The 20154-nt window shown below is 66.2% G+C and carries 30 protein-coding genes; 4 read left to right on the top strand and 26 right to left on the bottom strand.

The window, feature by feature from the left end; genetic code table 11:
* Nucleotides 1–118 precede the first annotated feature (118 nt).
* The 25 genes from rplO to rpsL form a co-directional block, all read right to left on the bottom strand.
* The gene (gene rplO, locus ABEG18_RS15255; RefSeq protein ID WP_406853908.1) at nucleotides 119–601 is read right to left on the bottom strand and encodes a 50S ribosomal protein L15; all 483 of its coding nucleotides are present in this window, start codon (nucleotides 599–601) and stop codon (nucleotides 119–121) included.
* 13 nt (nucleotides 602–614) lie between these two features.
* Nucleotides 615–800, bottom strand: coding sequence for a 50S ribosomal protein L30 (gene rpmD / locus ABEG18_RS15260; RefSeq protein ID WP_406853909.1), 186 nt, complete (start codon nucleotides 798–800; stop codon nucleotides 615–617).
* Between the two features lie 7 nt (nucleotides 801–807).
* Nucleotides 808–1368: a 30S ribosomal protein S5 gene (rpsE, locus tag ABEG18_RS15265; RefSeq protein ID WP_406853910.1), complete on the bottom strand. Its 561-nt coding sequence runs from the start codon at nucleotides 1366–1368 to the stop codon at nucleotides 808–810.
* 166 nt (nucleotides 1369–1534) lie between these two features.
* Nucleotides 1535–1897, bottom strand: coding sequence for a 50S ribosomal protein L18 (gene rplR, locus ABEG18_RS15270; RefSeq protein ID WP_406853911.1), 363 nt, complete (start codon nucleotides 1895–1897; stop codon nucleotides 1535–1537).
* Nucleotides 1898–1906: 9 nt separating this feature from the next.
* Complete coding sequence (gene rplF / locus ABEG18_RS15275) at nucleotides 1907–2440, bottom strand: 50S ribosomal protein L6 (RefSeq protein WP_406853912.1); 534 nt, start codon at nucleotides 2438–2440, stop codon at nucleotides 1907–1909.
* A 37-nt stretch (nucleotides 2441–2477) separates the two neighbouring features.
* Nucleotides 2478–2876 (bottom strand): 30S ribosomal protein S8, encoded by a 399-nt coding sequence (gene rpsH / locus ABEG18_RS15280; protein ID WP_406853913.1) that lies wholly within the window; start codon nucleotides 2874–2876, stop codon nucleotides 2478–2480.
* A 12-nt stretch (nucleotides 2877–2888) separates the two neighbouring features.
* Nucleotides 2889–3194, bottom strand: coding sequence for a 30S ribosomal protein S14 (gene rpsN / locus ABEG18_RS15285; RefSeq protein WP_406853914.1), 306 nt, complete (start codon nucleotides 3192–3194; stop codon nucleotides 2889–2891).
* Between the two features lie 36 nt (nucleotides 3195–3230).
* Nucleotides 3231–3797 carry a 50S ribosomal protein L5 gene (rplE, locus tag ABEG18_RS15290; protein WP_406853915.1) on the bottom strand — a complete coding sequence of 189 codons (567 nt, stop codon included), beginning with the start codon at nucleotides 3795–3797 and terminating at the stop codon, nucleotides 3231–3233.
* Nucleotides 3790–4107, bottom strand: coding sequence for a 50S ribosomal protein L24 (rplX, locus tag ABEG18_RS15295; protein ID WP_406853916.1), 318 nt, complete (start codon nucleotides 4105–4107; stop codon nucleotides 3790–3792). The genes rplE and rplX overlap by 8 nt, the downstream gene beginning before the upstream one ends.
* Nucleotides 4107–4475 carry a 50S ribosomal protein L14 gene (rplN, locus tag ABEG18_RS15300; protein ID WP_293868772.1) on the bottom strand — a complete coding sequence of 123 codons (369 nt, stop codon included), beginning with the start codon at nucleotides 4473–4475 and terminating at the stop codon, nucleotides 4107–4109. The genes rplX and rplN overlap by 1 nt, the downstream gene beginning before the upstream one ends.
* 169 nt (nucleotides 4476–4644) lie before the next feature.
* A complete protein-coding gene (gene rpsQ, locus ABEG18_RS15305; RefSeq protein WP_406853917.1) occupies nucleotides 4645–4887 on the bottom strand; it encodes a 30S ribosomal protein S17 in 243 nt (80 codons plus the stop codon).
* Between the two features lie 10 nt (nucleotides 4888–4897).
* The gene (gene rpmC, locus ABEG18_RS15310) at nucleotides 4898–5113 is read right to left on the bottom strand and encodes a 50S ribosomal protein L29 (RefSeq protein ID WP_406853918.1); all 216 of its coding nucleotides are present in this window, start codon (nucleotides 5111–5113) and stop codon (nucleotides 4898–4900) included.
* A gap of 10 nt (nucleotides 5114–5123) precedes the next feature.
* The gene (gene rplP, locus ABEG18_RS15315) at nucleotides 5124–5537 is read right to left on the bottom strand and encodes a 50S ribosomal protein L16 (RefSeq protein ID WP_406853920.1); all 414 of its coding nucleotides are present in this window, start codon (nucleotides 5535–5537) and stop codon (nucleotides 5124–5126) included.
* A 24-nt stretch (nucleotides 5538–5561) separates the two neighbouring features.
* Entirely contained in the window at nucleotides 5562–6269 is a 708-nt protein-coding gene (rpsC, locus tag ABEG18_RS15320; RefSeq protein WP_406853921.1) for a 30S ribosomal protein S3, read from the bottom strand.
* 10 nt (nucleotides 6270–6279) lie between these two features.
* Nucleotides 6280–6660 (bottom strand): 50S ribosomal protein L22, encoded by a 381-nt coding sequence (gene rplV, locus ABEG18_RS15325; RefSeq protein WP_406853922.1) that lies wholly within the window; start codon nucleotides 6658–6660, stop codon nucleotides 6280–6282.
* 3 nt (nucleotides 6661–6663) lie between these two features.
* Nucleotides 6664–6942 (bottom strand): 30S ribosomal protein S19, encoded by a 279-nt coding sequence (gene rpsS / locus ABEG18_RS15330; RefSeq protein WP_406853923.1) that lies wholly within the window; start codon nucleotides 6940–6942, stop codon nucleotides 6664–6666.
* Nucleotides 6943–6953: 11 nt separating this feature from the next.
* Entirely contained in the window at nucleotides 6954–7793 is an 840-nt protein-coding gene (gene rplB, locus ABEG18_RS15335; protein ID WP_406853924.1) for a 50S ribosomal protein L2, read from the bottom strand.
* A 16-nt stretch (nucleotides 7794–7809) separates the two neighbouring features.
* Nucleotides 7810–8106, bottom strand: a complete 297-nt coding sequence (locus tag ABEG18_RS15340; protein WP_406853925.1) for a 50S ribosomal protein L23 — start codon at nucleotides 8104–8106, stop codon at nucleotides 7810–7812.
* Nucleotides 8103–8723, bottom strand: coding sequence for a 50S ribosomal protein L4 (gene rplD / locus ABEG18_RS15345; protein ID WP_406853926.1), 621 nt, complete (start codon nucleotides 8721–8723; stop codon nucleotides 8103–8105). Before rplD ends, ABEG18_RS15340 begins: the two co-directional genes overlap by 4 nt.
* Nucleotides 8723–9460, bottom strand: coding sequence for a 50S ribosomal protein L3 (gene rplC, locus ABEG18_RS15350; protein WP_406853927.1), 738 nt, complete (start codon nucleotides 9458–9460; stop codon nucleotides 8723–8725). The genes rplD and rplC overlap by 1 nt, the downstream gene beginning before the upstream one ends.
* A 25-nt stretch (nucleotides 9461–9485) precedes the next feature.
* A complete protein-coding gene (rpsJ, locus tag ABEG18_RS15355) occupies nucleotides 9486–9794 on the bottom strand; it encodes a 30S ribosomal protein S10 (protein ID WP_406853928.1) in 309 nt (102 codons plus the stop codon).
* An 80-nt stretch (nucleotides 9795–9874) separates the two neighbouring features.
* Nucleotides 9875–11065: an elongation factor Tu gene (tuf, locus tag ABEG18_RS15360; RefSeq protein WP_406853929.1), complete on the bottom strand. Its 1191-nt coding sequence runs from the start codon at nucleotides 11063–11065 to the stop codon at nucleotides 9875–9877.
* 56 nt (nucleotides 11066–11121) lie between these two features.
* The gene (gene fusA / locus ABEG18_RS15365) at nucleotides 11122–13197 is read right to left on the bottom strand and encodes an elongation factor G (protein WP_406853930.1); all 2076 of its coding nucleotides are present in this window, start codon (nucleotides 13195–13197) and stop codon (nucleotides 11122–11124) included.
* A gap of 36 nt (nucleotides 13198–13233) precedes the next feature.
* On the bottom strand, nucleotides 13234–13704 hold the full coding sequence (gene rpsG, locus ABEG18_RS15370) for a 30S ribosomal protein S7 (RefSeq protein ID WP_406853931.1): 471 nt from the start codon (nucleotides 13702–13704) through the stop codon (nucleotides 13234–13236).
* A gap of 18 nt (nucleotides 13705–13722) precedes the next feature.
* A complete protein-coding gene (gene rpsL / locus ABEG18_RS15375; protein ID WP_106340435.1) occupies nucleotides 13723–14094 on the bottom strand; it encodes a 30S ribosomal protein S12 in 372 nt (123 codons plus the stop codon).
* Between the two features lie 410 nt (nucleotides 14095–14504).
* On the opposite strand from rpsL, the gene ABEG18_RS15380 reads away from it, so the two are divergent.
* The 4 genes from ABEG18_RS15380 to ABEG18_RS15395 all read left to right on the top strand — a co-directional run bounded on the left by ABEG18_RS15380 (nucleotide 14505) and on the right by ABEG18_RS15395 (nucleotide 18844).
* On the top strand, nucleotides 14505–16241 hold the full coding sequence (locus ABEG18_RS15380; RefSeq protein WP_406853932.1) for a hypothetical protein: 1737 nt from the start codon (nucleotides 14505–14507) through the stop codon (nucleotides 16239–16241).
* A gap of 142 nt (nucleotides 16242–16383) precedes the next feature.
* The gene (locus ABEG18_RS15385; RefSeq protein WP_406853933.1) at nucleotides 16384–17277 is read left to right on the top strand and encodes a class I SAM-dependent methyltransferase; all 894 of its coding nucleotides are present in this window, start codon (nucleotides 16384–16386) and stop codon (nucleotides 17275–17277) included.
* Nucleotides 17274–17729: a GtrA family protein gene (locus tag ABEG18_RS15390; RefSeq protein WP_406853934.1), complete on the top strand. Its 456-nt coding sequence runs from the start codon at nucleotides 17274–17276 to the stop codon at nucleotides 17727–17729. The genes ABEG18_RS15385 and ABEG18_RS15390 overlap by 4 nt, the downstream gene beginning before the upstream one ends.
* Nucleotides 17726–18844: a glycosyltransferase gene (locus tag ABEG18_RS15395; RefSeq protein ID WP_406853935.1), complete on the top strand. Its 1119-nt coding sequence runs from the start codon at nucleotides 17726–17728 to the stop codon at nucleotides 18842–18844. The genes ABEG18_RS15390 and ABEG18_RS15395 overlap by 4 nt, the downstream gene beginning before the upstream one ends.
* A gap of 12 nt (nucleotides 18845–18856) precedes the next feature.
* Here the strand turns inward: ABEG18_RS15395 and ABEG18_RS15400 are convergent, their stop codons facing one another.
* Nucleotides 18857–20089, bottom strand: coding sequence for a glycosyltransferase family 2 protein (locus ABEG18_RS15400; protein WP_406853936.1), 1233 nt, complete (start codon nucleotides 20087–20089; stop codon nucleotides 18857–18859).
* Nucleotides 20090–20154: the final 65 nt, after the last annotated feature.

Below are 20154 nucleotides of genomic sequence, written 5' to 3' on the forward strand. Positions count from 1 at the left end.
CTGCGCTCCGATATCGGAAAAGGTGGGAGGCGCCAGCCCCCAAAAAAGCAACGCCGGGCGATGCGGACATGGTCCGCCGCCCGGCGTCATACCATCACGGCGTGATCCTGAGATAGGATCAGGCCGCCGATTCCGCCACCGCGGCGGCGAGGATCTTCAGCGATCCGCCGGCCTTCTCAATGGCGGCCTGAGCCGACTTCGAAGCGCCGTAGACCTCGAAGGAGAGCTTCGCGGTGAGGTCGCCGACGCCGAGGATCTTGACGCCGTCGCGCGGCTTGGAGCAGACGCCCGCCGCCACGAGGGCCTCGATCGTCACGGGCTGGCCCGCGTCGAGCTTCTTGGCGTCCACCGCCTCCTGGATCCGCCCGAGATTGACCTCGTTCAGGTCCGTCGAGAAGGGGTTCCAGAAGCCGCGCTTGGGCAGGCGACGATAGAGCGGCATCTGGCCGCCCTCGAAGCCCTTCACGGCCACGCCGGTGCGGGCCTTCTGACCCTTCACGCCGCGTCCGCCGGTCTTGCCCTTGCCCGAGCCGATGCCGCGTCCGACGCGCATCCGGCCCTTCTTGGCGCCTTCGTTATCAGAGATTTCGTTGAGCTTCATGGTGATGCGCTCCTCAATCGACGACGCGCACGAGGTGCTTCACCTTCGCGATCATGCCGCGCACCGAAGGGGTGTCGGCAAGAGTCGAACGGCGATTCATCTTGTTGAGCCCCAGGCCCACCAGCGTCGCGCGCTGGCTGGCGTCGCGGCGGATCGGGCTACCGGTCTGTTCGACCGTCACGGTCTTGTCAGCCATCATTCCCTCCTCAGGCGTCGGCGCCAGCGCCGTCCGCGTCGCCGCGGCGGGACTGAAGGACGCTGACCTTGAGGCCGCGGCGGGCCGCGACCGAGCGCGGCGAGTCTTCGCTCTTCAGAGCGTCGAACGTGGCGCGCACGAGGTTGTAGGGGTTCGACGAGCCGAGCGACTTCGACACGACGTCATGGACGCCGAGCGCCTCGAAGACGGCGCGCATCGGGCCGCCGGCGATGATGCCGGTGCCGGCCGGGGCGGCGCGCAGGATGACCTTGCCGGCGCCGTGGCGGCCGGCGACGTCGTGATGCAGCGTGCGGCCTTCGCGCAGCGGCACGCGGATGAGCGCGCGCTTGGCGGCTTCCGTGGCCTTGCGGATGGCTTCCGGCACTTCGCGGGCCTTGCCGTGGCCGAAGCCGACGCGTCCCTTCTGGTCGCCGACGACGACGAGGGCGGCGAAACCGAAGCGACGGCCGCCCTTCACCACCTTGGCGACGCGGTTAATGTGGACCAGGCGGTCCACGAACTCGGAATCGCGCTCTTCGCGATCCCGGCCCTGACGGGGCTCTCTAGCCATGATCTCTCTCTCACTTGCGCGGACGAACCCTCCGGGCCCGCCGCTCGCTCGATGATGGGATGTGCGGACCCTTTACAGGGACCGACGGCGGAAGGCCACCCTTTTGGGGTGGCCCGCCGCGTCTTTCGGACGACCGTCGGCCCGGCGCGCGGCGCCGGGACGGCGATCAGAAGTCCAGGCCGCCTTCGCGGGCGGCTTCGGCCAGCGCCTTGACGCGGCCGTGATACATGTAGGAGCCGCGGTCGAACACGACCTTGTCGACGCCGGCGGCCTTGGCGCGCTCGGCCACGAGCTTGCCGACGGCCTTGGCGGCGTCGGTGTCGGCTCCGGTCTTCAGGCCGCCCTTGAGGTCCTTCTCCAGCGAGGAGGCGGCCGCAAGGGTGACGCCCTGCGCGTCGTCGATGACCTGGGCGTAGATCTGCTTCGACGAGCGGAAGACCGACAGGCGCGGACGCCCGTTCGACACTTTCTTGATGGAACGGCGCACACGAGCAAGACGGCGCTCGGCGGCCTCGAGGTTCTTAGGCATGGCCGGTCCTTACTTCTTCTTGCCTTCCTTGCGGAAGATGAACTCGCCCGAGTACCGGACGCCCTTGCCCTGGTAGGGCTCCGGACCGCGGAAGTCGCGGATCTCGGCGGCGGTCTGGCCCACGCGCTGCTTGTCGACGCCCGTGACCAGGATCTCGGTCGGCTTCGGCGTGGTGATCGCGATGCCGGTCGGGATCTCGTAGTCGACGTCGTGGCTGTAGCCGAGCGACAGCTTCAGGACCTTGCCGGCGACCGCGGCCTTGTAGCCGACGCCGGTGATCTCGAGCTTCTTCTCATAGCCCTTGGTCACGCCATCGATCAGGTTCGCCACCTGCGAGCGGGACATGCCCCACATCGCGCGGGCGCGCTTGGTCTCGGTGCGCGGCGTCACCGTGATGGCGCCGTTCTCGAGCGTGACGGTGACGTCCTCGGGAGCCAGGAAGGACAGCTCGCCCTTCGCTCCCTTGACCTTCACCAGGTTTCCGTCGAGGTTGGCCGTAACGCCGGCCGGCACCGCAACGGGCTTCTTTCCAATACGAGACATTGTGGTCTCCCCGTGACTGCGTTGCGCTGATTGCCGATCAGAAGACCGTGCAGAGCACTTCGCCGCCGACGTTCTTCTCCCTGGCCTCGTGATCGGCCATGACGCCCTGCGGCGTGGAGATGATGGTGATGCCGAGGCCGTTGGCGACGCGCGGCATCGAGTCGACGGCGGAGTACACGCGGCGGCCCGGCTTCGACACGCGAGCGATCTCGCGGATGACGGGGGCGCCGTCGAAATACTTCAGCTCGATCTCGAACTCCGTGCGGCCGTTGCCGTACTCGGTCGTCGAATAGCCGCGGATGTAGCCTTCCGACTGCAACACGTCGAGCACGCGGGCGCGCAGCTTCGAGCCGGGGCTCGTCACCTTGCCCTTGCGACGCATCTGGGCGTTGCGGATGCGGGTGAGCATATCACCGACGGGATCATTGATCGCCATGGTCGATCCTCCTCACCAGCTCGACTTGGTCAGACCCGGGATCACGCCCTGCGAGCCGAGCTCGCGAAGCGCAATACGGGACATCTTCAACTTGCGATAGTAGGCGCGCGGACGGCCCGTGATCTCGCAGCGGTTGCGAACCCGGGTGGGGTTCGCGTTGCGCGGCAGCTCGGACAGCTTGAGGCGGGCGCCGAAACGCTCCTCCATCGACTTGGACTCGTCGTTCGCGACATCGAGAAGACGCGCGCGCTTGCCAGCATACTGCTTGACGAGCTTCATGCGCCGCTTGTTCTTCTCGACAGAGCTCTTCTTGGCCATGTGTTTCTCCTGGTTTCCGCGTTTAAGAGCGAGCTCTTACTGCCGGAACGGGAAGTTGAAGGCGCGCAACAGGGCGCGAGCCTCGTCGTCGGTCTTGGCGGTGGTGCAGACGATGATGTCCATGCCCCACACGGCCTCGGCCTTGTCGTAGTTGATCTCCGGGAAGATCAGGTGCTCCTTGATGCCCATCGCGAAGTTCCCGCGGCCGTCGAACGACTTGGGGTTCAAGCCCCGGAAGTCGCGGACGCGCGGGAGAGCGATGTTCACGAGACGATCGAGGAACTCGTACATCCGCACCTTGCGGAGCGTGACCTTGGCGCCGATCGGCATGTTCTCGCGCACCTTGAAGGTCGCGATCGCCTGACGGGCCTTGGTGATCACCGGCTTCTGGCCGGCGATGAGGGCCAGGTCGGCCGCGGCCGACTGAACCTTCTTGGTGTCCTGCGTGGCTTCGCCGACGCCCATGTTGAGCACGACCTTCTCGATGGTCGGCACTTCCATGACGTTCTTGTAGCCGAACTCCTCGATGAGCTTCGGCCGGACCACGTCGGTGTAAATCGTCTTCAGGCGGGGCTCAGGGCCCGCAACATTCGCGTTAGCCATCGATCAGATCTCCCGAACGCTTGGCGAAACGAACCTTGCGCCCGTCCTCGAGCACCTTGAAGCCGACGCGGGACGGCTTGCCGTCCTTGGGGTCGGCGATCGCGAGATTGGACAGCTGGATCGGAGCCTCTTTCGAGATGATCCCGCCTTCCTGGTTCGCGGTCTGGCGCTGATGCTTCTTCACCAGGTTGACGCCGCGCACGATGGCCCGGGTCTCCTTCGGCATGACCTGCACGACCTCGCCGGTCTTGCCCGCGTCACGGCCTGTGATGACGACGACCTTGTCGCCCTTCTTGATCTTCGCGGCCATCACAACACCTCAGGCGCGAGCGAAATGATTTTCATGTGATTCTTGGCGCGGAGCTCGCGGGGCACCGGTCCGAAGATACGGGTGCCGATCGGCTCCTTCTGGTTGTTGATCAGCACGGCCGCGTTGCGGTCGAAGCGGATCACCGAACCATCCGCGCGACGGATGTCCTTGGCGGTGCGAACGACGATCGCCTTCATGACGTCGCCCTTCTTCACGCGGCCGCGCGGGATCGCCTCCTTCACGGAAACGACGATGACGTCACCGACTCCAGCGTATTTGCGCTTGGAGCCGCCGAGGACCTTGATGCACATCACACGACGGGCGCCGGAATTGTCGGCGACATCGAGATTCGTCTGCATCTGGATCATGGTCTTGATCCTTTCTGTGTCTCAGACCGGTTTCCGGCGATCTCAGGCTCGCCGGACTTCGCCTGACGGGGATCTGCGTCCCCCGTTTGTGCGCGCACTCAAGAGCATTTTTCCGCGCCCGTGGGAACCCACCAGCGCGGCCAAACGCTCTGATTTTCGAAATTTCTTTTTAGGACGCGGTCGCTTCTTCGACCACGACCCAGGTCTTGAGCTTGGAGATGGGCTTCGATTCCTCGATGCGCACCTCGTCGCCGACCTTGAACCGGTTGGCTTCGTCGTGAGCGTGGTAGTTCTTGGTCCGACGCACCGTCTTCTTCAAGAGCGGATGCGTGAACCGGCGCTCGACCTTCACGACGACAGTCTTGTCCTGCTTGTCGCTGACGACGACGCCCTGCAGTATGCGCTTCGGCATCGGTCTCTCCTCAAGCCTTGCCAGCTTCGGCGAGCTTTGCGGCCGCCGTGGTCCTGATCCGCGCGATGTCGCGACGGACTTCCTTGATGCGGCCCGTGTTCTCCAGCTGGCCGGTGGCCTTCTGGAAACGCAGGTTGAACTGTTCCTTCTTCAGCTTCAGGAGCTCGTCCTGAAGCTGGTCCTTCGACATCGCAGTGAGGTCGGAGAGCCTCTGCTTCGTCTTCATGTCGCCCTCCTTACTCGGCGATGCGCTGGATGAAGCGCGTCTTAATCGGCAGCTTGGCGGCCGCCAGGGTCAGGGCCTCGCGAGCGAGGTCGACCGAGACGCCGTCGATTTCGAACATGATGCGGCCGGGCTTGACGCGGCAGGCCCAGAACTCCGGCGCGCCCTTGCCCTTGCCCATACGCACTTCCGTGGGCTTGGACGAGACCGGGACGTCCGGGAACACGCGGATCCAGACGCGGCCGGCGCGCTTCATGTGGCGGGTGAGAGCACGGCGGGCCGCCTCGATCTGGCGGGCCGTGACGCGCTCAGGCTCCATGGCCTTCAGGCCGAACTGGCCGAAGTCCAGGTTGGTCCCGCCCTTCGCAGCGCCGCTGATGCGGCCTTTGAACTGCTTGCGGAACTTCGTCTTCTTGGGCTGAAGCATGTCTGTGATTCCTCAACCGGTCCGTCAGGCCGCGTGGTCGCGGCGGCCGCCGGACCGCTGGCCACCCTCGTCGGCCATGCGCTTGTCCTGAGCCATCGGGTCATGCTCGAGGATCTCGCCCTTGAAGATCCAGACCTTGATGCCGCAGGTGCCATAGGTGGTGAACGCCGTCGCCACGCCGTAGTCCACGTCCGCGCGCAGCGTGTGCAGCGGAACGCGTCCCTCGCGGTACCATTCCTGGCGCGCGATTTCGGCCCCGCCGAGGCGGCCCGAGCAGTTGATCCGGATGCCTTCCGCGCCCAGACGCATCGCCGACTGAACGGCGCGCTTCATGGCGCGGCGGAACGCCACGCGGCGCTCCAGCTGCTGGGCGATCGAGTCCGCGACGAGCGTCGCGTCGACCTCGGGCTTGCGCACCTCGACGATGTTGATGACGACCTCGGAGTTCGTCATCTTCGTCACGGACTTGCGCATCTTCTCGATGTCCGCGCCCTTCTTGCCGATCACCACGCCCGGACGGGCCGAGTAGATGGTGACGCGGCACTTCTTGTGCGGGCGCTCGATGACGATCTTGGAGACGGCGGCCTGCTTCAGCGTCTTCATCAACGCCTTGCGGATCGCGATGTCCTCGTGCAGCAGCCGGCCGTACTCGCCCTTGCTGGCGACCCAGCGGCTGTCCCACGTGCGGTTGACGCCGAGGCGCAGGCCGATTGGATTGACCTTCTGACCCATGGTTCTCTCCTCAGGCCTTGGCTTCGGTTTCGCGCACGATGATCGTGAGGTTCGAGAAGAACTTCTCGACACGACCAGCGCGACCGCGGGCGCGGGCGTGGAACCGCTTCATGACGAGCGCCTTGCCCACGAAGGCCTGCGACACGACGAGGTCGTCGACGTCCAGGTCGTGGTTGTTCTCGGCGTTCGCGATGGCGCTCTCCAGGCACTTGCGGACGTCACGGGCGATGCGCTTCCTCGAGAATTCGAGATCGGCGAGCGCCGTGGCGACCTTCTTGCCCCGGATCAGACCGGCGACCAGGTTCAGCTTCTGCGGCGACACCCGGAGCATCCGGGCGACGGCCTTCGCTTCATTGTCCGGAAGCGCGCGGGGAGTTGCAGCCTTGCCCATGGCTTACCGCCTCTTGGCTTTCTTGTCCGCCGCATGCCCGTAGAACGTACGGGTCGGGGCGAACTCGCCAAACTTGTGGCCGACCATCTCCTCGGAAACATTGACCGGGATATGCTTCTGGCCGTTGTAAACGCCGAAGGTGAGGCCGACGAACTGCGGCAGGATCGTGGAGCGACGGCTCCAGATCTTGATCACCTCGGAACGGGTGGCGGCTCGCGCGGCGTCCGCCTTCTTCAGGAGGTAGCCGTCGACGAACGGGCCCTTCCATACGGAACGAGTCATCGTGGACCCCCTTACTTCTTCTTGCGGGCGTGGCGGGACGACACGATGAACTTGTCGGTCCGCTTGTTGGAACGCGTCTTCTTGCCCTTGGTCGGCTTGCCCCACGGGGTGACCGGGTGGCGGCCGCCCGAGGTGCGGCCTTCGCCGCCGCCGTGCGGATGGTCGATCGGGTTCATGGTCACGCCGCGGTTATGCGGGCGACGGCCGAGCCAGCGCTGACGACCGGCCTTGCCGATCGAGGTGTTCATGTGGTCGGGGTTGGACACCGCGCCCACCGTCGCGAAGCAGCCGCCATGGATCAGGCGCTGCTCGCCCGAGTTCAGGCGGACGATCACGTAACCCTGGTCGCGGCCCACGATCTGGGCGTAGGTGCCGGCCGAACGCGCGAGCGCGCCGCCCTTGCCGATCTTCATCTCCACGTTGTGGACGATGGTGCCCACCGGGATGTTGCCGATCGCCATGGCGTTGCCGGGCTTGATGTCGGCCTGTTCGGCCGCCACCACCTGCGCGCCCACCGCCAGGCGCTGCGGCGCCAGGATGTAGGAAACGCCGTCGTCGGGGAACCGGAGCAGCGCGATGAACGCCGTGCGGTTGGGATCGTATTCGATCCGCTCCACCTTGGCGACTTCGCCCATCCGCTCGCGACGCTTGAAGTCGACGATGCGGTAGGTCTGCTTGTGCCCGCCGCCGCGGAAGCGGACGGTGATGCGGCCGGTGTTGTTGCGGCCGCCCGCCTCGGACTTGCCGGCCGTGAGCGTCTTGACCGGCTTGCCCTTGTAGAGCTCGCTGCGGTCGACGATCACGAGCTGGCGAAGGCTCGGCGTGATCGGCTTGAAGGTCTTGAGCGCCATTATCTGATCCTCTCGCTCAAAGCCCGGTCGTGACGTCGATCGACTGGCCCTCGGCCAGGGTCACGACAGCCTTCTTCACGTCCGACTGCTTTCCGACCGTCCCCTTGAAGCGCTTCACCTTGCCCTTGCGGATCAGGGTGTTGACGGCCTCGACCTTGACGTCGAAGAGCTTCTCCACCGCCGCCTTGATCTGCGGCTTGGAGGCGTCCTTGCGAACCTTGAAGACGACCTTGTTCTGCTCGGACTGGGTCGTCGCCTTTTCGGTGATGACCGGGCCGAGAATGATGTCGTAGTGCCGCGGATCGGTGCTCATTTGAAGCGCGCCTCCAACGCATCCACGGCCGCCTTGGTCAGCACGAGCTTCTCGCGCCGCAGGATGTCGTAGACGTTGATGCCCTGAACCGGCAGGACATCGATGTTCGGGATGTTCCGCGCAGCGAGCGCGAAGTTTACGTTCAGCTCGGCGCCGTCGATGATCAGCGCGTTGCCGAGGCCGAGAGCCGTGAAGCGGTCACGCAGCGCCTTGGTCTTCGGCTCGGCCGCGGAGGCCTGGTCGACGACCATGATGCCGCCGTCCCTGGCCTTGGCCGAGAGGGCGTGACGCAGCGCCAGCGCGCGGACCTTCTTGGGCAGGTCATGCTCGTGCGAGCGGACAACCGGTCCGAAGGCGCGTCCGCCGCCGCGGAACTGCGGCACGCGGGCCGAGCCGTGACGAGCGTTGCCGCTGCCCTTCTGCTTGTAGAGCTTCTTGCCGGTGCGCCAGATCTCGGCGCGACCCTTGGTCTTGTGCGTGCCGGCCTGCCGCTTGGCGAGCTGCCACAGCACGTAACGCTGGATCAGGTCCTGCCGGGGATCGAGACCGAAGATCTCGTCCGACAGCTCGACAGAGCCGGCTGCGCCGCCATCGAAATTGGTGACGTCGAGCTTCATCACGCGATCTCCCCTTCAGTCGCCTGGGGAGCCGCTTCCGGAGCCGCCGTCTCCGAGCCGTTCGGCAGCCGGAACGCGCCGGGCTTGGGGGCCTCGGCCGGGAGAGCGCGCTTGACCGCGTCCCGCACGAAGATCCAACCGCCCTTCACGCCGGGGACCGCGCCCTCGACGAGGATCAGGCCGCGCTCGACATCCGTCTGCACCACACGCAGGTTCTGCGTGGTGACGCGCTCGACGCCGAGATGGCCGCCCATCTTCTTGTTCTTGAACGTCTTGCCCGGATCCTGGCGGCCGCCGGTCGAACCGAGCGAGCGGTGCGACACGGACACGCCGTGGGAGGCGCGAAGTCCGCCGAAGTTCCAGCGCTTCATGCCGCCCGCGAAGCCCTTACCCGTGGAGGTGCCCGTCACGTCGACGAACTGGCCCGCCACGAAGTGGTCCGCGGTGATCTCGGCGCCGACCGGGATCAGCGTGTCCGTGGACACGCGGAACTCGGCGAGCTTGCGCTTCGGCTCGACCTTGGCGATCGCGAAATTGCCGCGCTCCGCCTTCGAGACGTTCTTGACCTTGGCCAGACCGGCGCCGACTTGCAGCGCGGTGTAACCGTTCTTGTCCTCCGTCCTGTGCCCGACCACCTGACAGTGGTCCAGCTTGAGGACGGTGACCGGCACATGTTCCCCGGCATCCGTGAAGATGCGGGTCATGCCGAGTTTCTGGGCGATGACGCCTGACCGCATGGTGTGGTCCCCGTGTCCCGCTCGCTTAGAGCTTGATCTCGACATCGACGCCGGCCGCCAGGTCGAGCTTCATCAAAGCATCGACGGTCTGGGGGGTCGGGTCGAGGATGTCGAGAACGCGCTTGTGAGTGCGGATCTCGAACTGCTCCCGCGACTTCTTGTCGACGTGCGGAGAGCGGTTCACAGTGAATTTTTCGATACGCGTCGGAAGGGGGATCGGTCCCCGCACCTGCGCTCCGGTCCGCTTAGCGGTCGACACGATCTCGCTCGTCGACGAATCGAGCACGCGATGATCGAACGCCTTGAGGCGAATACGGATGTTTTGGCCGTTCATTGTCGTGAGCCCTCGGGCAGATCCCGTCCGGATGGATAGCGCGCCTGCAGGACATCCCGCGGGCGCGCTCCTTCAGTGCATTACGCGATGATGCTCGCCACCACGCCGGCGCCGACGGTGCGGCCGCCTTCACGGATGGCGAAGCGCAGCTTCTCCTCCATGGCGATGGGCGCGATCAGCTCGACTTCCATGGTGACGTTGTCGCCCGGCATCACCATCTCGGTGCCCTCGGGCAGCTTCACCATGCCGGTCACGTCCGTCGTGCGGAAATAGAACTGCGGACGGTAGTTGGTGAAGAACGGCGTGTGGCGCCCGCCCTCCTCCTTGGTCAGGATGTAGGCCTCGGCCGTGAACTTCGTGTGCGGCTTCACCGAGCCGGGCTTGGCCAGAACCTGGCCGCGCTCGACGTCCTCGCGCTTGGTGCCGCGCAGCAGGCAGCCGACATTGTCGCCCGCCTCGCCCTGGTCGAGCAGCTTGCGGAACATCTCCACGCCCGTCACCGTCGTCTTCACGGTCGCCTTCAGGCCGATGATCTCGATTTCCTCGCCCACCTTGACGATGCCGCGCTCGATGCGCCCCGTCACCACCGTGCCGCGGCCCGAGATCGAGAACACGTCCTCCACCGGCATCAGGAAGGGCTGGTCCTTCGGACGCTCCGGCTGCGGGATGTAGCTGTCGACCGCCTCCATCAGCTTCAGGATCGCGTCATGGCCGATCTCCGGCGTCTTGTTCTCCAGCGCCGCCAGCGCCGAGCCCTTGACGATCGGGATGTCGTCGCCCGGGAAGTCGTATTTGGCCAGGAGCTCGCGCACCTCCAGCTCGACCAGCTCCAGGAGCTCCGGGTCGTCGACCATGTCGACCTTATTCATGAACACCACCAGCGCCGGAACGCCGACCTGGCGAGCCAGCAGGATGTGCTCGCGCGTCTGCGGCATCGGGCCGTCGGCCGCCGACACCACCAGGATCGCGCCGTCCATCTGCGCCGCGCCCGTGATCATGTTCTTCACATAGTCGGCGTGACCGGGGCAGTCGACATGCGCGTAGTGGCGGTTCTTCGTCTCGTACTCCACGTGAGCCGTCGAGATCGTGATGCCGCGCGCCTTCTCTTCCGGCGCCTTGTCGATCTGGTCATACGCCGTGAACGTGGCGCCGCCCGACTCGGCCAGAACCTTCGTGATCGCCGCCGTCAGCGACGTCTTGCCGTGGTCGACGTGACCAATCGTGCCGATGTTGCAGTGCGGCTTAGTCCGCGCGAATTTTTCCTTGGCCATGGCCGTACTCCGTGGATCCGAAGAATGAATGGGGTCGAGCGATCAGGGGTATGCGGTTAGGCGTACTTGGCCTGGACCTCGGCGGCGATCGCCGACGGGACCTGCTCGTAGTGATCGAACTGCATGGTGAACGTCGCGCGGCCCTGGGACATCGAGCGCAGGTTGTTCACGTAGCCGAACATATTGGCCAGCGGCACCATGGCGTTGATGACGATGGCGTTGCCGCGCATGTCCTGCCCCTGCACCTGGCCGCGACGGCCGGTCAGATCGCCGATGACGGACCCGGTGTAGTCTTCCGGGGTCACGACCTCGACCTTCATGATCGGCTCGAGCAGGACCGCGCCGCCCTTCTGCAGGGCCTCGCGGAACGCCGCCCGGGACGCGATTTCGAAGGCGAGCGCCGACGAGTCGACGTCGTGATACGCGCCGTCGATGAGCTCGACCTTGACGTCCACGACCGGGAAGCCGGCGAGCGGCCCCGAATTCATGACGCTGTTCAGGCCCTTCTCGACGCCGGGGATGTACTCCTTCGGCACCGCGCCGCCGACGATCTTGGACTCAAATTCGTAGCCCTTGCCGACTTCGTTCGGCTGCACGACGAACTTGACGCGCGCGAACTGGCCGGTGCCGCCGGTCTGCTTCTTGTGGGTGTAGTCGACCTCGGTCTTGCGGGTCAGCGTCTCGCGATACGCCACCTGCGGAGCGCCGATATTCGCGTCGACCTTGTAGGTGCGGCGCAGGATGTCGACCTTGATGTCCAGGTGGAGCTCGCCCATGCCCTTCAGGATCGTCTGCCCGGACTCGATGTCCGTCGAGACGCGGAAGGAAGGGTCCTCGGCGGCCAGCTTGGACAGCGCGACGCCGAGCTTCTCCTGGTCGGCCTTGGACTTCGGCTCGATCGCGATCTCGATGACCGGCTCGGGGAACTCCATGCGCTCCAGGATCACGGGCTTCTGCATGTCGCAGAGCGTGTCGCCGGTGCGGGTGTCCTTGAGGCCAGCCAGCGCCACGATGTCGCCGGCGAAGGCTTCCTTGATGTCCTCGCGGTTGTTCGCATGCATCAACAGCATGCGCCCGACGCGCTCCTTCTTGTCCTTGGTCGAATTCATGACCGTGGTGCCGGAATCGACCTTGCCGGAATAGACGCGGCAGAAGGTGATGGTGCCGACGAAGGGGTCGTCCATGATCTTGAAGGCGAGCATCGAGAAGGGCTCGTCGTCCTCGGGGAGGCGAACGACCTCTTCCTCGGTCTTGTAGTCGATGCCCTTGATGGCCTCGCGGTCGAGCGGGGACGGCAGGTAGTCGACCACCGCGTCGAGCAGCGGCTGGACGCCCTTGTTCTTGAAGGCCGAACCGCAGAGCACCGGGTTGAACACGCGGCCGATCACGGCCTTGCGGATCAGGCCCTTCAGCGTCTCCTCGGAGGGCTCCTGGCCGTCCAGATAGGCGGCCATGGCGTCGTCGTCGAGTTCGACGGCCGCCTCGACGAGCTTGAACCGGTACTCCTTGGCCTTGTCGGCGAGGTCTTCCGGGATCTCTTCGTCGTGATACTTGGCGCCCAGGCCCTCGTCTTCCCAAACGACCGCCTTCATGCGGACGAGGTCGATGATGCCCTTGAAGTTGGACTCCGAACCGATCGGGAGCTGGATGCACACCGGCTTGCCGGCGACGCGATCGATGATCTCCTGAACGCAGTTGTAGAAGTCGGCGCCCGTCTTATCCATCTTGTTGACGAACACGACGCGCGGCACGTTGTACTTGTCGGCCTGGCGCCAGACCGTCTCGGTCTGCGGCTCCACGCCCTGGTTGCCGTCGAGCACGCAGACCGCGCCGTCGAGCACGCGGAGCGAGCGCTCCACCTCGATGGTGAAGTCCACGTGGCCGGGGGTGTCGATGATGTTCAGGCGCTTGCCGTTCCAGAACGTCGTCGTAGCCGCAGACGTGATGGTGATGCCGCGTTCCTGCTCCTGCTCCATCCAGTCCATCGTCGCGGCGCCTTCATGCACCTCGCCGATCTTATGCGACTTGCCGGAGTAGTAGAGGATCCGCTCGGTGGTCGTCGTCTTCCCGGCATCGATGTGGGCCATGATGCCGAAATTACGATAATCCACGATGGCGTGACTGCGGGGCATGGAAGCGATCCTGAATTCAGCCGAAGGGGGCGCCGATTACCAGCGGTAGTGCGAGAACGCGCGGTTGGCTTCCGCCATCCGGTGCGTGTCTTCGCGCTTCTTGACGGCGTTTCCACGGTTGTTGGAGGCGTCGATCAGCTCGGAGGAGAGACGATCGACCATCGTCTTGTCGTTGCGGGCCCGGGCGGCCTGGATGAGCCAGCGGATGGCGAGAGCCTGACGGCGCTCCATCCGGACTTCGACCGGAACCTGGTAGGTGGCGCCGCCGACGCGGCGGGACCGGACCTCGATCGCCGGAGCGACGTTCTCGAGAGCGGTCTTGAAGATCGGCAGCGGATCGGCCTTGAGCTTGGTCTCGACGATCTCGAGAGCGCCATAGACGATCTGCTCGGCGACAGATTTCTTGCCGTCGTACATGATGGAATTCATGAACTTGGTGACGACGAGATCGCCGAACTTGGGGTCCGGGATGATCTCACGCTTTTCGGCGCGGTGACGACGCGACATGTCCGGGTCTCCGTCGGATTACTTCGGCCGCTTCGCGCCGTACTTCGAACGGCGCTGCTTGCGGTTCTTGACGCCCTGGGTGTCCAGCACGCCGCGGATGATGTGGTAGCGCACGCCCGGAAGGTCCTTCACGCGGCCGCCGCGGATCGCGACCACCGAATGTTCCTGCAGGTTGTGCCCCTCGCCGGGGATGTAGCCGATGACTTCGAAGCCATTCGTCAGACGGACCTTCGCGACCTTGCGGAGCGCGGAGTTCGGCTTCTTCGGCGTCGTTGTGTAGACGCGCGTGCACACGCCGCGCTTCTGCGGGCTCGCCTCGAGGGCCGGAACCGTGTTCCGGGCCTTCACGGGGCTCCGCGGCTTGCGGATGAGCTGGCTAATGGTCGGCATCGTTTGCTCGTTCCAGTCCAGGCTAGGCCTTGAGCTTTCGCTCGGTTAAAATCTGTCGTTCGGCGCTGAATCGCACGCAAAACGAATCCGCGCCTTCGGTGATTACCGCTGGCGCGTGCTTATCAGAGGACCACAGCTCTCGCCGCGGTCTTGACCCGATCGTGCGACTTCTCAGTCGTTGATGGCCCCGCAAGGTATCGACTGCGTGGGTTCCGCGCTTGGCGCACAGGAACAATGCGATCGACCGTCTGCCGGAAAGTTCGCGGGTTGTACCGTTGGAGTCGCAGGCCGTCAACCCTCATCTGGCGTGAACGCGAGGATCAGTCTCGGCTTAACCGAATTTTCTTCCCCCGTCGGGCAAGCTGCTGCGCGCGAAGGCCCGGCGGCGGCGTCGGTTCACGGGGAGACGCATGTTCAACGCCTCGACGCTTCCGGTCTCGAAGACGTCTCGCGCGTGGACGCCGGGGCGAATCTCCTGGGTTTGGCGCATCAGCGTCCTCGCGCTGCTCTTCATCGGCGCGCAGGTCGAGGTCGGACCCTTTCAGCTCGCCGTGTACTACCTGATCCAGGACCGCTGGACGATTCTCCTCGCCGTCGTCCTCATGATGGGGGTCGCGGCGCTTGCGCAACGCGGCTGCGGCGCGGGACTGCTGGATCGACTCGCCGCGAGCGAGCGACTTCCGCTGCTGATGCTGGCGCTGGCCGTGCTGGCGGCGTTCGCCGGGACGCACCTCATCTTCGGCGCGACGCCCGTCTCCTATGACGAAGTGCAGGCGGATTTCGACGCCCGGGTCTTCGCCGCGGGCAAGCTCGCATACCCGGTTCCGGAAGCCTGGCGACCGTTCATCGCGGCGCTAGGTCCCCTTTTCTTCCTGCGGATCCCAGATGGGGCGGCCTGGATTTCGGCCTACTGGCCTGGCAACGCCGCGTTGCGCGCGCTCTTCGATTCGACCATCGGGATGGCCTGGTGCAGCCCGGCGCTGCTGGGCGTGGGGCTGGCCTCCACCTATGGGGTCGCCAGGAAGCTGTGGCCCGACAGGCGAGACGCGGCTTTCATCGCCGTCCTGCTGCTGGGGACCTCGTCCCAGGCGCTGGTCACGGCGATGACGCCCTATGCGATGACGGCGCACCTCGCTGTGAACATGCTCTGGCTCCGCCTGTTCCTGCAGGACAGGCCGCTCGCCCATGCGGGGGCCATGGCGGTCGGCGTCCTTGGCGTCGGCCTCCACCAGGTGGTGTTCCACCCGCTGTTCGTGGCCCCGTTCATCCTCATGCTGCTGTGCCAGAAGCGCGTCCGCCTCGCCGCCTTCTACATGGCCGGCTACGGCGTCGCCCTCGCCGCGTGGAGCCTCTACCCGGTCTGGCTTGCCTGGCTCCAGACGCCCGGAGCCGGACCAAGCGACCCCATCCGCGCTTTGCTGGTGGACCGCTGGGCGGATGGAGCAGGCCAAGGTCGATTTGGCCATGGCGTGGCCTTCGGACTGACCGTTCTGAATCTGGCGCGGCTGGCGGCGTGGCTCAATCCCGCGCTTATCCTGCTTTTCGCGGTGGGCGCGCCCTTGGCCCTGGCGAAAGGCGCCCTCCCCCGGGCCATCCTGGCGAGCGTTCTGCTGACGGCGGCTGCGGCGACCCTTGCCCTGCCCTATCAGGGTCATGGCTGGGGCTGGCGCTACAGCCACGGCGTGCTCGGATCGATGGCGCTGGTGGGAGCCATGGCGTGGCTGAACCTGACGGAGCGACCCGATCGCGGCGAGTGGAGCTCCATCGTCGCCGGGGCCAGCCTGGGCAGCCTCCTGCTGCTGTTTCCTCTCAACGCCCTGCATGCGGCCCGGTTCGCGGCTCCGATCAGGGATGCTTTGGCGCTGATCCAGGGCGCCGGGACGGACCTGGTCGTCGTCGACGGGGATGCGGTCAGCTTCGGCGAGGATCTCGCCCGCAATCGGCCGGATCTGCGAAACACCCCGAAGATCCTCAGTCTCGAGAAAATCCCGCCCGCCGCGCTGCCCGAGCTCTGCCGCCGCGGATCCATCGCCGTCTTCGACGCCGGGGCTGCGACGCGGCTGGGCTTCATCGGCGCCAATGGTCCGGAGCCGCGGTCGCCGATGCGCGAAGCCTTCGACGCGCAATGCAAGGCTCGGATTCTATGAGCCGCCCCGTCACGCGCGCTGCGCAACTCGGCCCTGGGCCGGACCAACAAGGAAGACGGCGATGACGCCCCTATCCCAAACCGTCGGACAACCTCTTGGCGACGGCTTCTCGGCCAGGGATCAAACCAATCGGAGAACGGCCGTGGAGAAGGATGTCGAAACCGGAACGCCGGGCGCCCCCGCCGCGGGCCTGAAGCCCATCGACGTGCTCCGCCGCCTGATGCGGACCTCCCCCTTTCAGCCGGCCACCAATTTCTGGCGGGTGATCGAGCTGGATATGGTCCGGCGCCATGGCCTGCCCCGGGGCCTCGGCCTCGATCTGGGATGCGGCGACGGCAAGCTCACCGCCATCCTCGACGAGATGTGCGGCGACGCCGCCGACCGGACCTGGGTTGGGGTGGACATCGACCCGGCCGAGACCGCCTTGGCCAGGTCCATGGGCCTCTATGCGCGGGTCCACACCGGTTCCGCCGACCGGATCGACGAGCCGGATGAGAGCTTCGACTTCACCTTCTCGAACTCGGTTCTGGAGCATGTCGAGCCGATCCGGGCCGTGCTTTGCGAAGCCTCGCGCGTCTTGAAGCGCGGGGGCCGCTTCATCGCGACCGTGCCGGGCCCGGGGTTCCACGATTGCCTCACCGGAGGCGGCGCCAGCCCGGCTGGCCGCGCCGCCTATCTGCACGAGACGGACGAGCGCTGCGCCCATTTGCGCTACTGGTCGCAAGCCGACTGGCGGGGCGAGCTGGCGAATGCAGGTCTCGAACTGGTGACCGCGCGACCGTATCTCACCGAGGGGCAGGTGCGGCGTTGGGAGACCCTGGCGACTTGGACCGGCGGGCTCGCCTATCGGGTGTTCGGCAAGACCCGGCGTCCGATCGAGGTGCAGCGCCTGTTCAGAATGAGGCGGGAGGAGCCTGGCTTGGCCGGCGCTCTGGGCGACCGGCTGGCGCCCCTTCTGGGCCTCGGCTGCTCGATCGCGGGGGACGATGCTCCCGGCAAGGCGGGATGCCTGCTGGTTGAGGCGGTCAAGCCGTGATCTCGAAGGCGGCGCGGCTGATCCTGAACGCGCAGTTCCTGCGCTTCGCCGGCGTCGGGGCGGGAATGGCCGGCCTGAACGCCGCGGTCCTGTTCGCACTCGTCTCGGTGTTGCAGCTGCATTACCTGACGGCGTGCGCGATCGCGTTCATCGCGCTCACGGCCCTGTCCGCAGTGCTGAACAAGCGCCTCGCCTTCCTGCTGGACGATCGCATCCGCTGGTCGGAACTCGCCCGCTTTTTCGCAGTCTCGGGCGTCAGTCTCGCCTTCAATCTGCTGTTCATGAGCGTGCTCGTCGGCGGCTTCGGGCTTCATCCGCTGATCGCCAGCCTGGCGATCACGCTGCCGTTCGGCCTTTTCAACTACCTGGGCCATGCGGTGTTCACCTTCGGCGCCTCTGACCACCTGAGCGACCGCGCGTGGGACGGCGGCCGCATCGGAGAGTCCCGGTGAAGGTGTCGATCGTCCATGACTGGTTCTTCGAGATCGCCGGATCCGAGAAGGTCGTCAAGCAGATGCTCGAAATCTGGCCGCAGGCGAAGTTGCATGCCCAGTTCTGCAAGCTCGATGCGGCCCAGATCGCGCAACTCGGCCTTCCACCCGTCGAGACCACCTGGCTCCAGCATGCGCCAGGCATCGCGCGCTTTCCGTCCCTCTACGTGCCGTTCATGCCTCTCTCGATCGAGACGCTGGACGTGTCGTCGGCCGACGTCGTCATCAGTTCGCACCATACCGCCGCGAAGGGCGTCCTGACCTCACCGGAGCAGCTTCACCTTTGCTACTGCTATTCCCCGCTGCGGGCGGCGTGGGACCTGCGGGAGGAATACCTGTCCAAGGTGCCAGCCCCCCTGCGTCCCCTCGGGCGCTACGCGCTGCATCGGCTGCGCCGGTCGGAGGTGCAGGCGTCCTTCGGCGTGGACCATTTCATCGCCATCTCCCGCTTCGTCGCGCAGCGGATCAGCAAGTATTACCGTCGCGAAGCGACGATCATCCATCCGCCCGCCGAATTGGACGCCTATTCGGTTGGCGCTGAGAAGGATGACTTCTTTCTCTGCCTCGGCAGACTCGTGCGCTACAAGCAGGCCGGGATGATCGTGGAGGCGTTCCGCCGCATGCCGAACCGCCGCCTCGTGGTCATCGGCGAGGGCGAAGACGCCGCCCTGCTCTCACGCCTGGCCGAAGGCTGCCCGAACATCCAACTGATGGGTCGCCAGCCCGACGACGTGGTCAAGGACCACCTGCAGCGCGCCAGGGCCCTTGTGCTGGCCAGCATCGAAGACTTCGGCCTGACCACCGTGGAGGCCCAGGCCTGCGGAACGCCTGTCATCGGCTACGACCGCGGCGGCATCCGCGACATCATCGTGGATCCCGCGCACGGGCTCCTCTATGCACAGCGCGGACCCGCCGAAATCCAGCAGGCCGTGGAGCGCTTCGTCGAAATCGAGAGCACATTCAGCGCCCAGGCCTGCGCCGAGAACGCACAGCGCTTCAGCAAGGATCGCTTCGCCGAGCGCCTTCGCGGCGTTCTGGACCAGCAGCTCGACCTCACGAGAGAACGGCTGAACTGACGGAAGAGCGCCTCAGGCGCTGCGCCGGGCGCTCGCCGCCGATGGCGCCTCGGCCGGCACGGGCGCCGGCTCCGCGGCGGGTTGCGCCTGGACCTGCGGACGGCCGTCGATCATGCTCCACACGAAGAAGCCGCACATCATCGTCTGGAACCCGACCGCCAGCAGCGTCGTCCCCAGGACCGCCGGCAATACGTGGGGCAGCGGCCGAAAGTCATGCGCGCTCCAGAACGCCGTGACGGACGCCAACTCCAGCAGCCCCGCGCCACTGATCAGCGCGCCGCCAATGAGCAGCCTCTCGAGCGTGAACGCCTCGCTCCAGCGCCGGTACTTCGCCGAGGCAGGCCTGATTCCGGCCTGGATGCTGGCGTGCTGCGCCGCCAGGCTGAAGAGAAACGTCTGGTGCGCGAGCGTGACCATCGCGCCGCCCAAGATCGTCCAGGCCGCCCCGAAGAACGCGGCGGGCAGGCCGACGAGGGGCGCCACCAGCGACCCCATCATCAGGAAGGCGCCGAGGGCGCCGAGCACCGCGGCGGGGGCCGCGAACAGCCAGGCCGGGCTCATCAGCAACAGGAAGCGCAGGTGGCGCCAGCCGTCCCGCCAGGGCCGCAGATGCGGAGGCCGGTTCCGCAGATCGGGCGACAGGGTCGCGGGGACTTCGGCGATCTTCAGGCCCAGAAGGCAGGCCTTCACGACCATCTCGCTGGCGAACTCCATGCCGTCGCCGCAGAGCTGGAGGCGCACGAAGCTGCGCCGGGTCAGCGCCCGCAGGCCGCAATGGGCGTCCGAGACCGACGCGCGAAAGAAGAGGTTGAGCACGCCGGTGAGGATCGGGTTGCCGATATAGCGGTTCTTCCAGGGCATGGCGCCGGGGGCGATGCCGCCCTTGAAGCGCGAGCCCATGCAGATGTCCGCGCCGCCGGCGAGGGCCGCCACCATCGCGACCGCATCGCGGAAGTCATAGGATCCGTCCGCGTCGCCCATGACGAGATAGCGCCCGCGCGCGGCCTCGAAGCCGCCTCGCAGCGCCGCGCCATAGCCCCGCCGGCTGACCGGCGCCACCCGGGCGCCGAGCTCCGCGGCGATCTCCTGGCTCCCGTCCGTGCTGCCGTTGTCGGCGATGACGATCTCGCCAACCAGGCCATGATGCGTCGCCAGGAGCTCGAGAGCTTCCTGCGCATTGGCGATGCAGTGGGCCAGGGACTCCCGCTCATTCAGGCAGGGCATTACGATCGAGACGTCAACCATGGCGGAGCGGTTCTCAAAACTTGGCGCACCCACCCTGCACCGACCCGCTTAAAATTCAGTCTCCA

Origin of the sequence: Alsobacter sp. KACC 23698 (assembly GCF_045348435.1) — a bacterium.
Classification (GTDB): domain Bacteria; phylum Pseudomonadota; class Alphaproteobacteria; order Rhizobiales; family Beijerinckiaceae; genus Alsobacter.

Coding starts and splice junctions, on each gene's coding strand:
- fusA (WP_406853930.1), bottom strand. CDS start 13,197: ATGCCCCGCAGTCACGCCATCGTGGATTATCGTAATTTCGGCATCATG.
- rpsH (WP_406853913.1), bottom strand. CDS start 2,876: ATGGCGATCAATGATCCCGTCGGTGATATGCTCACCCGCATCCGCAAC.
- tuf (WP_406853929.1), bottom strand. CDS start 11,065: ATGGCCAAGGAAAAATTCGCGCGGACTAAGCCGCACTGCAACATCGGC.
- rplP (WP_406853920.1), bottom strand. CDS start 5,537: ATGCTTCAGCCCAAGAAGACGAAGTTCCGCAAGCAGTTCAAAGGCCGC.
- rplX (WP_406853916.1), bottom strand. CDS start 4,107: ATGGCCGCGAAGATCAAGAAGGGCGACAAGGTCGTCGTCATCACAGGC.
- rplV (WP_406853922.1), bottom strand. CDS start 6,660: ATGGGCAAGGCTGCAACTCCCCGCGCGCTTCCGGACAATGAAGCGAAG.
- rplN (WP_293868772.1), bottom strand. CDS start 4,475: ATGATCCAGATGCAGACGAATCTCGATGTCGCCGACAATTCCGGCGCC.
- rpmC (WP_406853918.1), bottom strand. CDS start 5,113: ATGAAGACGAAGCAGAGGCTCTCCGACCTCACTGCGATGTCGAAGGAC.
- ABEG18_RS15400 (WP_406853936.1), bottom strand. CDS start 20,089: ATGGTTGACGTCTCGATCGTAATGCCCTGCCTGAATGAGCGGGAGTCC.
- rpsJ (WP_406853928.1), bottom strand. CDS start 9,794: ATGAACGGCCAAAACATCCGTATTCGCCTCAAGGCGTTCGATCATCGC.
- rplC (WP_406853927.1), bottom strand. CDS start 9,460: ATGCGGTCAGGCGTCATCGCCCAGAAACTCGGCATGACCCGCATCTTC.
- rplB (WP_406853924.1), bottom strand. CDS start 7,793: ATGGCGCTCAAGACCTTCAAGCCGATCACGCCGAGCCTTCGCCAGCTC.
- rpsQ (WP_406853917.1), bottom strand. CDS start 4,887: ATGCCGAAGCGCATACTGCAGGGCGTCGTCGTCAGCGACAAGCAGGAC.
- rpsC (WP_406853921.1), bottom strand. CDS start 6,269: ATGGGTCAGAAGGTCAATCCAATCGGCCTGCGCCTCGGCGTCAACCGC.
- rpmD (WP_406853909.1), bottom strand. CDS start 800: ATGATGGCTGACAAGACCGTGACGGTCGAACAGACCGGTAGCCCGATC.
- rpsN (WP_406853914.1), bottom strand. CDS start 3,194: ATGGCCAAGAAGAGCTCTGTCGAGAAGAACAAGCGGCGCATGAAGCTC.
- rplD (WP_406853926.1), bottom strand. CDS start 8,723: ATGAAGCTCGACGTCACCAATTTCGATGGCGGCGCAGCCGGCTCTGTC.
- rpsG (WP_406853931.1), bottom strand. CDS start 13,704: ATGTCGCGTCGTCACCGCGCCGAAAAGCGTGAGATCATCCCGGACCCC.
- rplF (WP_406853912.1), bottom strand. CDS start 2,440: ATGTCTCGTATTGGAAAGAAGCCCGTTGCGGTGCCGGCCGGCGTTACG.
- ABEG18_RS15380 (WP_406853932.1), top strand. CDS start 14,505: ATGTTCAACGCCTCGACGCTTCCGGTCTCGAAGACGTCTCGCGCGTGG.
- rplE (WP_406853915.1), bottom strand. CDS start 3,797: ATGGCTAACGCGAATGTTGCGGGCCCTGAGCCCCGCCTGAAGACGATT.
- rpsL (WP_106340435.1), bottom strand. CDS start 14,094: ATGCCGACCATTAGCCAGCTCATCCGCAAGCCGCGGAGCCCCGTGAAG.
- ABEG18_RS15340 (WP_406853925.1), bottom strand. CDS start 8,106: ATGAGCACCGATCCGCGGCACTACGACATCATTCTCGGCCCGGTCATC.
- rplR (WP_406853911.1), bottom strand. CDS start 1,897: ATGCCTAAGAACCTCGAGGCCGCCGAGCGCCGTCTTGCTCGTGTGCGC.
- rpsS (WP_406853923.1), bottom strand. CDS start 6,942: ATGACTCGTTCCGTATGGAAGGGCCCGTTCGTCGACGGCTACCTCCTG.
- rplO (WP_406853908.1), bottom strand. CDS start 601: ATGAAGCTCAACGAAATCTCTGATAACGAAGGCGCCAAGAAGGGCCGG.
- rpsE (WP_406853910.1), bottom strand. CDS start 1,368: ATGGCTAGAGAGCCCCGTCAGGGCCGGGATCGCGAAGAGCGCGATTCC.